The 11,708-nt window shown below is 53.2% G+C and carries 11 protein-coding genes; 5 read left to right on the top strand and 6 right to left on the bottom strand.

The genetic code is table 11. The annotated features are described in order from the left end of the window. The first annotated feature begins 9 nt into the window (after nucleotides 1-9). Nucleotides 10-1,356 (top strand): amidohydrolase family protein, encoded by a 1,347-nt coding sequence (locus OO017_RS17500; protein ID WP_266053990.1) that lies wholly within the window; start codon nucleotides 10-12, stop codon nucleotides 1,354-1,356. Nucleotides 1,357-1,425: 69 nt separating this feature from the next. On the opposite strand, the gene OO017_RS17495 is transcribed toward OO017_RS17500, so the two are convergent. After that, on the bottom strand, nucleotides 1,426-2,475 hold the full coding sequence (locus tag OO017_RS17495) for an alkaline phosphatase D family protein (RefSeq protein WP_266053989.1): 1,050 nt from the start codon (nucleotides 2,473-2,475) through the stop codon (nucleotides 1,426-1,428). Between the two features lie 502 nt (nucleotides 2,476-2,977). Here OO017_RS17495 and OO017_RS17490 point away from each other — a divergent pair. Beyond that, a complete protein-coding gene (locus OO017_RS17490; RefSeq protein ID WP_266053988.1) occupies nucleotides 2,978-3,895 on the top strand; it encodes a hypothetical protein in 918 nt (305 codons plus the stop codon). 288 nt (nucleotides 3,896-4,183) lie between these two features. Beyond that, nucleotides 4,184-4,519: an META domain-containing protein gene (locus OO017_RS17485; protein ID WP_369426441.1), complete on the top strand. Its 336-nt coding sequence runs from the start codon at nucleotides 4,184-4,186 to the stop codon at nucleotides 4,517-4,519. Between the two features lie 50 nt (nucleotides 4,520-4,569). Here OO017_RS17485 and OO017_RS17480 read toward each other — a convergent pair whose 3' ends face one another. Then, nucleotides 4,570-4,977, bottom strand: coding sequence for a hypothetical protein (locus OO017_RS17480; protein ID WP_266053987.1), 408 nt, complete (start codon nucleotides 4,975-4,977; stop codon nucleotides 4,570-4,572). Between the two features lie 760 nt (nucleotides 4,978-5,737). Between OO017_RS17480 and OO017_RS17475 the strand changes: the two genes are divergently transcribed. Then, nucleotides 5,738-7,261, top strand: a complete 1,524-nt coding sequence (locus OO017_RS17475; RefSeq protein ID WP_266053986.1) for a gluconokinase — start codon at nucleotides 5,738-5,740, stop codon at nucleotides 7,259-7,261. 317 nt (nucleotides 7,262-7,578) lie between these two features. Here the strand turns inward: OO017_RS17475 and OO017_RS17470 are convergent, their stop codons facing one another. From OO017_RS17470 to OO017_RS17460, 3 genes are read right to left on the bottom strand one after another with little or no spacing between them, the layout of a single operon-like run. Next, nucleotides 7,579-8,250, bottom strand: coding sequence for an outer membrane beta-barrel protein (locus OO017_RS17470; protein WP_266053985.1), 672 nt, complete (start codon nucleotides 8,248-8,250; stop codon nucleotides 7,579-7,581). 10 nt (nucleotides 8,251-8,260) lie between these two features. Next, nucleotides 8,261-8,542: a GNAT family N-acetyltransferase gene (locus tag OO017_RS17465; RefSeq protein WP_266053984.1), complete on the bottom strand. Its 282-nt coding sequence runs from the start codon at nucleotides 8,540-8,542 to the stop codon at nucleotides 8,261-8,263. 5 nt (nucleotides 8,543-8,547) lie between these two features. Further along, the gene (locus tag OO017_RS17460) at nucleotides 8,548-9,255 is read right to left on the bottom strand and encodes a carboxypeptidase-like regulatory domain-containing protein (protein WP_266053983.1); all 708 of its coding nucleotides are present in this window, start codon (nucleotides 9,253-9,255) and stop codon (nucleotides 8,548-8,550) included. A 164-nt stretch (nucleotides 9,256-9,419) separates the two neighbouring features. Between OO017_RS17460 and OO017_RS17455 the strand changes: the two genes are divergently transcribed. Beyond that, nucleotides 9,420-9,983, top strand: a complete 564-nt coding sequence (locus tag OO017_RS17455) for a pseudouridine synthase (RefSeq protein WP_266053982.1) — start codon at nucleotides 9,420-9,422, stop codon at nucleotides 9,981-9,983. A 66-nt stretch (nucleotides 9,984-10,049) separates the two neighbouring features. Here OO017_RS17455 and OO017_RS17450 read toward each other — a convergent pair whose 3' ends face one another. Next, nucleotides 10,050-11,696 carry a glycoside hydrolase family 32 protein gene (locus OO017_RS17450; protein ID WP_266053981.1) on the bottom strand — a complete coding sequence of 549 codons (1,647 nt, stop codon included), beginning with the start codon at nucleotides 11,694-11,696 and terminating at the stop codon, nucleotides 10,050-10,052. Nucleotides 11,697-11,708 lie beyond the last annotated feature (12 nt).

The raw sequence follows: 11,708 nt of genomic DNA, 5'->3' as shown, positions 1-11,708 counted from the left end.
GATCCGAACATGAAGATGCATAAAAGATATATTTCTGCTTTGGTGGCGCTGTTTTTTGCCGTGCCGGTAATGGCGCAGGTACCTGCCCCGGCGCCTAAGCAAAGCAAACCGATGCTGCTGAAGGGAGCCACCCTGCACATAGGCAACGGAAAGGTGGTGCAGAACGCTGCCGTAGGATTCGATAACGGAAAGATTACGTACGCCGGTCCGCAGAGCGAGGCTAACCTGAGCGGCTACGACGTAGTAGACGTAACAGGCCAGCACATTTACCCGGGACTCATCCAACCTAACGCCACCCTTGGCCTGAACGAGGTAGAGAGTGTGCGCGCCACTATAGACTGGCGCGAGGTAGGGGAGATGAACCCGAACGTGCGCTCTGTGATCGCTTATAACACAGACTCTGATATCATCCCGACGGTACGTGCCAACGGTGTGCTGATGACACAGCTGACACCAGTAGGAGGTACTATCTCCGGCACCTCATCTATCGTGCAGCTGGATGCCTGGAACTGGGAAGACGCCATTGTAAAAGCCGATGAAGGCATGCACCTGAACTGGCCGAACATGCTCATCGAAACAGGCAACAGCAGTGCCGATGAGCGCCTGAAGCGAATGGCAGCAGAGCGTGAGAAAACAATGCTGGAGCTCGAGAAGCTGTTTCGTGATGCATCGGTGTATAAGTCTGGCAAGCACGACAGCGAGAACCTGAAATTAGCTTCTATGGCTGGCCTGTTCGACGGCTCCAGAAAGCTGTACATCCATGCTAACTATGGCAAGGAGATGATTGAGGGGGTGAATTTCGCGAAGAAGCACAACGTAAAGGATATTGTGGTGGTGGGTGCCCGCGATGCCGTAGCCGTGGCCGATTTCCTGAAGGCGAACAACGTTTCGGTGATCTACTCCGGTGTACACGCCTTGCCATCAAGAGCCGAGGAAGATGTGGATATGCCGTACAAAACGCCTTACCTGTTGCACAAAGCCGGCATCCCGTTCGCGCTGGACTATGACCTGAGCATACATGGCACACGTAACCTGCCGTTTATTGCGGGCACGGCCGCTGCCTATGGTTTAGATAAGGAGCAGGCGCTGGCGGCTGTCACGCTGAATACGGCAAAGATCCTGGGCATAGAGAAACAGGCAGGCTCCGTGGAGGTAGGCAAAGATGCTACGCTGGTAGTATCCTCCGGCGACCTGCTGGACATGCGTACCAATAACGTGACCTATGCTTTCATCCAGGGCCGCAACATCGACCTGAACAACAAGCAGAAGTACCTCTACGAGAAGTTCGATAACAAGTATAAAAACCAGCAGCAGCAAGTGCCGGCTGGTGCTACCTCATCCTCTTCAGGTAAGTGATTTATACTTGCTGCTATATTGAAAAGCGGGCTGCCATACTTTGGCAGCCCGCTTTTTTTATGACTGAGTCTATCTTCTTGATACCGGCACCGGGTTTTTTTCGAACACCAGCTTTTGCTCCAGTAGCACTTCGTTTTCAACACCATGGATTTGCATCGTTACATTGGTGGAGGTATCACCCCAGTCTATATCAAGTATGCCGAAGTTCAGGGCGCCTACCTGCTCGCCTACGCGGTAACGGTTACCGTATTTGCTGGGCTGGCGGTGGTGCGTCATGCCGCTGGAGGTGATCTCATAAACTGGCTGCGAATACCCCTCTAGTTCAATTTTGCCTAACTCGCCTACGTGCCGGTCGCCGGAAAGGAGGATGGGGTTGGCCGGGTGGGTGGTTTCAAGCAGCTGAAGTAAGCGCCTACGGGAATTAGGATAAGCCGACCAGTTAGTATAGGCGTGTCCGTTGGGTAGTATCTGCATGCCGCTGGCGATGATGTGGATCTGGGCATCGCTGTTGGTTAGCTCCCGCTCCAGCCACTGCCACTGGGCTTCCCCTAACAGATCGCCGTTGTAGTTGGGCAGGTACAAACCGAACAGCTCGTTAAAAGGAGCGCGGTTATAGCGACCATCGAGCAACAGCACTTTTACCTTCTGCTCCCCCTTGCCATACGTATAGCTTCGGTAAATTCCTTCTTGTGCCCGAACAGGAGCATCGGCGGGCACTCCCATAAAATCGAGGAATAGCTGCTGGCTTTGCGCCTTTTTCGCAAAATCGCCCCCGGCATCATTGTAACCATAATCGTGGTCGTCCCAGGTGCCGGTAATAGGGGTGGTTTGCAGCAGGGCCTTGTAACCGGGGTGCTGTTGCTGGCGGTTATACTTGCTGGCCAGCGTGTCCATGTTCTGGGTGTCGCCGTAGATATTGTCCCCTAGCCAGATCCAAAGGTCGGGTTGCGTGGCCACAATGGCTGGCCAAAGGGGCTGCGGCTCGTCCTGGCTGTTGCAGGAGCCAAATGCGATACGCACCTTTTGCGTGGGTTGAGCTATAGTCTTAAAATTGAGAAGCAGGAGCAAAGCCAGGGTAACCAGCGGCATATGCTTGAGGAACAGTTTTATTACGCGCATACTTTACTACACCTGCTGCCGGTATTATTGTTCCGGAGCATCAAAAAGAAAACCCCTGCACCGGGGCACAGGGGTTAACTCCAAAATATAAACAAACAACAAACTTTATTCAGGTATTAACAAGCACGCTCGAAAAGTATACGTCGCCACTCCTTCAGGCGGATCGGGCGTCTTTATAAACCTACGAAAACGATTCCTCTAAAACGAATGAAATAGATGAATGAGCAGAACACCTCGACCAATCTGTAACATCGTAAGTACGGGCTGCTTAAAATATCCCGGTACCTCTTCTAAGGCACTGGTGTTTCGGCCCGGAAGTTCTGGCACACAGACAGAACCATCAGAATAACTCAGCCTGGCTTACCGGATATGGTGGTATGCCTTATCCGGTTCCCGAGTTTGCCTGATGCCTTTTCGGTAGCCAATAAGCCGAAAGAACCCAACGTATATAGCTGAGGTGCGTTTATAGGGAAGAACACATGTAAATTAAATAGACTTAACTATGGAAAGGAACGACCCAAATTACCATCGAGAATTCGAGAATAAACTTCACCGCGACGAGCGTAGTGGCAGCAACTATGGTGATGACTACAACCGTGAACTCAACCGTAATCGCAACCAAGCGTTTGAGAACTACAGAGACCGTTACAGCAACCGCCATGGCAACTACTACGGTATGCCTGACCAGAACGCCGAGTACCGCAATGTGCGCAGCTCTAACCAGGACCCTAATTTCGGATACAGAAGCGGCGGCCCTGTAGGGGGGTATGGAGCCAGCAGCCACCGTGGCGTAACTGAGCGCGGCAGCGACTATCACTACGGTGATCCTAACCCGTACATGGGCAACAGCCGCAATGAGCAAAGTGGCGGCTACGAGCGCAGAAGAGGTACAGGCTGGGGCGCGGAAGATAACTACGGCACGTATGGCACCTCCCGTGGCACTAACTACAGCGCCGGCTCCGGTAGCAGCGACAGCAACCGCTACGGCCGCCAGGACAACAGCTATCGTTACGAGGGCTCAGGTCGCCGCTACGAGGACTTTGGCCGCGACGAAAACAAGAAAATGTACAGAGGCCGCTCAGACCATGGCTACAACATGCTGGGCATAGATGCTTACTACGACCGTGGCGAGCACAAGGAAAGACGCTCTGACAACGACTACCGTGGAGGTAATCAGAACCGCTACTATGACCGTGACTACGACAGCGATGATATGCGCTACCGTGGCGAGATCCGTAATGCTAACCGGGGCGATAACTACGCGACAGGCCTGTATGCCAGCAACCGCTCTTACGTAAGCGACCACGACGACTATAGCCAGCGCAGCAGCCGTTACCGCAAACCAGGTGAAACATCTGGCCCGGACTACAGCGCAGAATCCGGCATGAGCAGCTACGGCAGCGAATCGCCGCGCGCATAACCGAACAAGTATAAACTACAAAGCCCGCGGCTTAGCTGCGGGCTTTTTTAATGCCATACTTTAACACCGCTGCTGCGTACTATAAACCATTACTGCCCGGAGCGGCGGTTAGTTATACTTTGAATTTAGAAGAAAGATGATGCAAAAACTCATACACCTATTTCCGGTTGTTGGGCTGCTGTTGCTGCTGCTGGCCAGCGGCTGCACCGTACAGAACGCGAACCAGACGGCCGGTCAGACAGCATTTTAGACGCTTACTGGACGCTGCTCTCGTTGGAGGGGCAGGATGTGCAGCGCCCCCAAAACACCCAAACTGCCTTTATACGTTTTGAGGAGGGTAAAACGCGGGTACATGGGTTTACAGGGTGCAACAGGTTTTTCGGCAGGTATGAAGCGGGGGAGCAACAAAGCCTCAGACTTTCAGGCCTTAGCTCCACCCGTATGGCCTGCCCTAACATGGACCAGGAAAACCAGATGATGGACGCGCTTAGCCGGGTAGATACTTACCGCATAGCCGGAAAAGTGCTAACGCTCTATGCTAATGGCACCGCCGTGGCCACCTTTATGGCCGGAACAGAAGAAAGTATAGACACTAAGGTAAGGGAAGGCATTATAATAGACTAAGCCGGGCCCAAAATGTAGGGGCAACATTTCAACACGACGCTTACACAGGGCTAGGCTTGTGTCTTTAGCAGCAGCTCGTTAAACTTTTCTAACAGGTTTATGTACTTGCGCTGCAGGTTTACCAGTTCCTGCTCGCACTCGCGCAGGTTGTTGGGTTTGTACACTTCCTGCGGCGCGCTGTCGAAGGGCAGCAGCAGGTTAGTACTCATTTGCGGCTGCGGCTTTGGGGCCTCTTTCTTCACAGTTTTACCCAGGTGTGGGAAATCATGTGAAAAATCGTGGTGGATCACCTCGCCCAGCTTCAGGATAAAGCTGTAAGGGATGCTCGACTCTTTAAACTTATTGTAAAGCGTTTTGCGGCTGATGCTCATTTTCTCGGCCACTACGCCTATTGCCACGCCGCTTGCCTTTACGGCATCGCGTATTACCTCGCCTCTGTGTGTGTTTGTCTTAACCATGCGCTACTATCCGTTACCTGTTTGTGTAACCATTATTTCCTTTACAAAAATAGGTAATCAGTATGTACGAAATGTGAATGTGGACAAATTTTACACTGCCTGGATGGCGACCTTTGGGTATCATCTGTGAAAATAGCTGAACTGCAATATGTTATGTTTTCTCAGCAGCCTTGCTTCCCACAGCTTATCTACATTTCCATACTTTATCCACAGCTATCAACCGTAACATAGCAGGGAAGAAAGTATTAAAAGCCTCTGGTTAATGCCCCGGAGGCCTGTATACCATAGCTGTATCTGTTTCTTCAGCGGTTGGCGCTCGTATGCCGGGAGTGGCCCATCATGGCCAATATAGGGATCAGTGTAAAACATCACATTTATGTAAAAGGTAAGTTTGTGACAGGTATAACAGGAGCCTGCAGCTACACAGGTGCAGCCTAAGCGCTGACCCTGTGTTTATAGGCGCAAAAAATTAGATTTGGAGCAATAGTACGGTTCTTTTGCCTGAATGTACCATGGCCTGTAGGAGTGCATCGCAAGTCAATTCTGTGTAAAAGCTGTGCCTGCATCTGCCAGAAACGGTGTCTGAAGTATGGAAGTGCTTTCACAAAGTGCCGGAACTGTTGGGGCAACCATTTGCAGCAGGAGTTATACTTAAGAACGCGCTTTAACCTATGTTTCTAAGTATGATTTAAAAGTATAACTTGGTAGAAGTATAAACCTATGCCTGTGGCTACGTAAGCTACACTAAAAACAAGTATACATGCAGCAGAACGCAATTATTGGCGTGGACATTGGCACCACCAGCACCAAAGCTGTGGTATTTAGGTTGGGTGGCGAGGTGCTGTTCCAGCGGATGGAGGAATACCCGATCATCAGCCAGGAACCGGGGCAGGCGGAGCAGGAGCCGGAGCAGGTGCTGCAGGCCGTGCTGGCAACTCTGGGCGAGGTGGCGGATTGGCTGCAGCAGCACAAGTATATGCCTAAGGGTGTGTGTTTCAGCAGTGCCATGCACAGCCTGATTCTGATGGATGCCGATGGAAAACCGCTGACCCGATGCCTCATCTGGGCCGACTCGCGCAGCCACGCCTGCGCCGAAGAGATAAAACAGAGCACCGTGGGCCATAAGATCTACCTGCAGACCGGTACGCCCGTGCACCCGATGTCGCCGCTGCCCAAGCTGTGCTGGCTGCGGCAGGAGCAACCGGAGCTGTTTAAGCAGGCCGCCATGTTCATAGGCATTAAGGAGTATGTGCTTTTTCGGTTGTTCGGAGAGTATAAAGTGGACTACTCCATTGCCTCGGCCATGGGGCTCTTCAACATCTTTGAGTTTAACTGGCACGAGGATGCCCTGCAGGTTGCGGGGGTAAAGCCGGAGCAGCTGCCCGAGCCTGTGTCGCCGACTTATATTTTTAGCGGGCTTAAACCTGCCGATGCCGCTTTGCTTCATCTCCCGCCCGACACGCCTTTTGTGATCGGGGCCAGCGATGGCTGCCTGGCAAACCTGGCCTCGCATGCGGTGCGCCCCAGCGAGGCGGTGGTAACCATTGGCACCAGCGGGGCCGTGCGCATGATGGCCAGCCAGCCGGCTACCGACCTGAAGGAGCGCGTATTCAGCTATATCTTAAACGAGGATCACTTTGTGTTGGGCGGTGCCGTGAACAACGGCGGGGTGGCGCTGCGCTGGTTCCGGGATACGTTTTACGCCTCCGAGACAGCCGAAGCCAAGGCCAAAGACCAGGACATGTACGAGCTGCTGAATGATGTGGCGGAATCGATACAACCGGGTGCCGGGGGGCTACTGTTCCTGCCGTACCTGCTGGGGGAGCGGGCACCTATCTGGGATGGTGCGGCGCGCGCCTGTTTTATTGGGGCCAACTATAACCATAGCCGCGCACATTTCCTGCGGGCCGTAATGGAGGGTGTGATCTTTAGCGTGAACAGCGTGGTGCAGGCGCTGGAGCAAACAGTGGACCCCATCTCAACGATCTATGCCAACGGAGGTTTCTCGTTTTCGGAGCTGTGGGTGCAGATGTTGGCCGATGTAACGGGCAAAAAAGTACAGCTGACCGAAACGCCTGAGGGTTCCGCGTTCGGGGCCGCCATTATGGGGATGTACGCTTTGCAACTGCTGCCCTCGCTGGAGCAGGCGGAAAGTATGATTCGGGTAAGCAGAACCTTTGAACCTGACCCCCAAACCCATCAGACTTACGCTAAAAGCTACGCCGTGTTCGAGGCGCTTTATCCGAAACTAAAGGAGAGTTTTGAGCAACTGGGGAAGGTGTAACCATTCCCTTGGTAGAGGTGCGTAACTGTGCGCTGAAGCACCATTAGCCACATAAAAAAAGCAAGGAACTCCGTCTCCAGAGTCCCTTGCTTTTTTTAATCTATTTTCAACTTTTAGCCATACTTATTAACGGGACTCTTTTTGTAGGGTTACATCCGGATGAAAAAAAGTATGCAATTTTTTTCTGAACGTTAGCTTTAGTATCAGCCTTAAAGTATAAAATAAGGCTTTAACGCTTGAAAAAGCACTTTTTCAAGCGTTGATTTGGTGGTAATATGATGCAAAAAAAGAATCGGCAGAAGAAAGAAAAATTAATCTCATAGTCTGAACTGTACCCCAAGGCTTACATTAAACGAGTTCATGGGTTGGCGGTGCTGCAGAGGATTGCCCTTTGGGTCTGCCACGGTGAACTCCGGCCTGGTAAAAAGCATACCGGCCTCTACGCCCACCGTAAAAGGGTGCATGTTAAAGCTGATGCCGCTGCCCCAACCCAACGCCAATGCCGTAGCCCTATCAGAAGGCATATGGATGTCTCCGTAAACGGTTTGCACCTGCCAGGAGGCGCTACGGTTAAAGGATGCTCCTGCGGAGCCTTTCAGGTATACTTCCATCACCTCCGGCATCGGCACCCGGATGTATACATCGGCCAGTGTAAATACGGAGCGCCATGCCTCAGCGCTTTTGCCTGTTACCAACTCATCGTCCGGGGCTGCGAAAGCATCGAGGTTATAGCGGTTGTGGCGGTAGCTTAGGGAGGCGCCGGCTCCCAAGTACCTGCCGAAGTTGTAGCGGTAACTACCGGCCATCAGTAGCCCATCGCGGGCAAAGGCCGGGTATTCGTCCTCGTAAGCAGAATCGTGGAAACTGCCGCTCACCGTGGCGATGCCCAACTGCAGGCCCAGTACATGCCTTCCTTCCGGTTCCTCTGTTTGGGCAAGAGCAGGCAAAGCCAGCATGAACAGGAAAGTATAAAGTATAAATCGCTTCATAAAGTATGGTTTACCGCAGCAGGTCCTGGTGCTCAGGGTTCTGTTCGATGTGTTTTTTCACGGCCATGCAGGTCGCGATCACTTTCAGGTTGTGCCGACGGGCATAGGCTAGGGCGGTGTTTATCAGCGCCTGCGCCAGCCCGGAGCCGCGGTAAGCATCGGGCACAAACGTATGGGTCAGGTCTAGCACGCCATCCTGCGGTTTGGAGTAGGCTATCTCGGCCTCTTCGTCCTGTTCCAGCCTGGCTGTAAACTGCTGGTATTTTTCTTCGTGGATGATCTCGTATTTCATACTTTCTAAAAGCTTAGTTCGTACTCCCGCAGCTCGTTCGGCTCCAGCACCAAGGTGTCTTTGCGTGTGCTGCGGCTGCCGTCTTTTATCGATTCTGTGTACAGCACAATAGGCTGACCGGCAGGTATAGGTAAACGTTCACTGGAGTAACCGCTGCGGCTGTCATACACATACGCGCAGCTGTCAGCATCGGAAGCGCTGAGTTTATACTTTATGCTGGTAAAAATCCTGTCCTGCTGGTTTGCAGGCTCTTGGTTATGAAAAACTAAGCGCAGCGTGGCGGCAGGGGCAATGGTGTAGTTCTGTATAATGGTGGTGTCGCGGGCTATTTCACCCAGATACCATTGACTGTAGCCTCTGCAGCTAAGGTACTGTTCCAGATTCACTTCAGACTCCAGACTGATGTAGCCCTCTACCAGCTCCTGGTCGCGCAGCAGGAAAAGCAGCTCGTAGTTGCCGTTGGCATCGGTGGTGGCAATGGCCTTTTCGCGGGTGAAAGTGGGATGCAGGTATACTTCGTTTCGCCACCTGATGCGCATAGTAGCACCAACTACCGGCGCCCCGCTCTGATCAGAAACACGCCCTTTGATTACCGTGCACGAACCCGGACAATACTTGCTGATGTAGTCGTTCTCCTCATAATCACAGGAGGAGAGGCTGCAGGCGACAGCCAGGAACCAAAAGTATAACTGCAGCTTTAGCGGTGTTTTCATAGGAGGATGCTGAGGCGATTTGTAAGTATAATAATAGAAGTTTTCTATCGATTTAAAAACAACGGTGAATTAATTTAAAAATGCATGTATGGCACCCTGATCACATGCCATCTGGCAAGTCTTGTTACTTACGAGTACCTTTGCGGGCCTAAATATACAATGCCATGCATCGCCATTTCATACTTTTCAAGCCCTACGGGTACGTCAGCCAGTTTATCAGCGAAACCAAAAAGAAGAAGGTGCTGGGCGATTTACATGATTTTCCGGCAGGCACCATGGCCATTGGCCGCCTCGACGAGGACAGCGAAGGGCTACTGTTCCTGACGACGGATGGTAAGGTGAGCGAGCTGGTGCGCAGCAGCAAGGTAGAGAAAGAGTATTACGCGCAAGTGGACGGGGTGATCACCGAAGAGGCGATGCGGCAGCTGCAACAGGGCGTGGAGATACGGGCGGAGAAGGAGATGCACCAGACCAAGCCCTGCTGTGTGGCAAAACTTAGCACGGCACCGGACTTACCGGAACGCGCCCGCCGCATCCGCGACGAGCGGCACGGCCCCACCAGCTGGGTCTCCATCACGCTTACCGAGGGCAAGAACCGGCAAGTGCGCAAAATGACGGCCGCCGTTGGCTTCCCGACGCTGCGCCTGGTGCGGGTACGCATCGGGAACATCGTGGCAGGGGCCATGCAAGCCGGCGAGGTGCGGGAGGTGACGAGTTTTGATGTCTGAAAAGTATAAAAGGGGTGCAGCAGGCTACACCCTCGCTGTGTTGGTTCCAGTTATACTTCCTGCCTGCTATTCCGCCGCGGCATAGATAGACCTGAGGCTGGTGATCTTGCCAGAGGCCAGGTTAAACGACCCTTTGTCAGCTATCAGCCTGACATTAGTAAATGCTTCATCCGGGAAGAAAATATCCGTGAGGACGGTTTTGCCGCCATCCGCAAAGACCTCCACCGAAGCCACGTCCACCACCAAGCGCAGCGGGAACGTAGCCCCCGTAGCCAGGCGCGGGGCATAGTGTATGCCGCCGAAGTTGTCAGAGAACGTATGGCTGCCCGCCTTTCTCCTGTCTATGTAGTATTGGCCCCGTGTGGCGTCAAACCCGATCAGCACCTTCTGATCCTTGTCGTTGGATAGCTCAATCGCAAACTGGCCATCTGGCGACAAACGCTCCAGCTCCAGTTGAAGGTCGTAGGTTGGGGTGCTGAAAGACGCCTGCTCTGTCAGAGAGAGGGTGCTGGTTACAGGTTGGGTTTTAAAAGTATAGCTTTGCTGATACAGGTTCTGAAGTTCCTTAACCGGCATAGAGGCCACGCGCAAACCTGCTGGGGTGTTCTCAAGCTCCAGGGTGCGGGCAATGGTCATGGCGCTTCTCCACTTTTCAGTAGGCACCACGTTGGCATAGTCCCAGTTGCTCATCCAGCCCAGGAACAGCCTGCGCCCGTCGCGCTCCGGCACGTTGGCCCAGGTTACGCCGGCATAGTTGTCACGGCCATAGTCGAGCCAGATGCCTTCCTGCCCGTTTACAGTGCTTGCTACGAGCGGTTTCCTTTGCAGGCTTGCCGCAAACTGCGGGTCCATCTCAAACCTTTTCCCATCAAAATTGCCTACAAAGTATTGCGTGCCGGACCCTCCGTTAGGCGCCCCGGGGTTAATGTTCACGAGCAGCACCCATTTCTCCTCCTTCGTCCCTTTCACCGGAAGTTTAAACAGGTCCGGGCACTCCCAAACACCGCCGTGCGCGCCTACATCGGCACCAAAGTCGCTTTCAAGCTTCCAGTCGAGCAGGTTTTTGGAGGAGTAGAAGCTGATGTGGTCCTTTACCGCCAGGGCCATGATCCATTTTTGCCCCTCTTCATACCAGCTTACCTTCGGGTCGCGGAAGTCCCGGATACCCGGATTTTTCAGTACAGGGTTATTTTTATACTTGGTCCAGTTGCGGCCATTGTCCAGGCTAAACGCGATGCCCTGCGTCTGGAAGTCATCCCTGCCTTTTTGCTCTAGGGCGGCGTTATGGTAAGTATAGATCGCGATCATGGGTGGGTTCTCTTTCGTGCCCAGCCCGGACGAGTTCTGCACATCCACCACCGCGCTTCCAGAGAAAATGGTGCCCAGGCTGTCCGGGTACAGCGCGATCGGCAGGTGCTCCCAATTGATCATATCCTTGCTCACGGCGTGGCCCCAATGCATGGGCCCCCAAACCGTGCTGTCGGGGTTGTGCTGGTAAAACAGGTGGTACTCCCCACGGTGGTATACCATGCCGTTCGGATCATTCATCCAGCCGGTGGGCGGGGTAAAGTGGAACTGCAGGCGGTATGGCTCCTGCATGCTTTCGGGCGCAGACGTGCTTACCTCCGATGTGCTGTTCTCCTGTGCGGCCTGGTGCTGGCTACAACTGTACAGCAGCATACCAAGCGCTGCGATAGCGTATAGTTTTTTCATGGATATACCGTT

Origin of the sequence: Pontibacter anaerobius (genome assembly GCF_026241195.1) — a bacterium.
Classification (GTDB): Bacteria; Bacteroidota; Bacteroidia; order Cytophagales; family Hymenobacteraceae; genus Pontibacter; species Pontibacter anaerobius.
The sequence above is the reverse complement of the archived record's forward strand: the minus strand, read 5'-3'. Positions and strand labels throughout refer to the sequence as shown.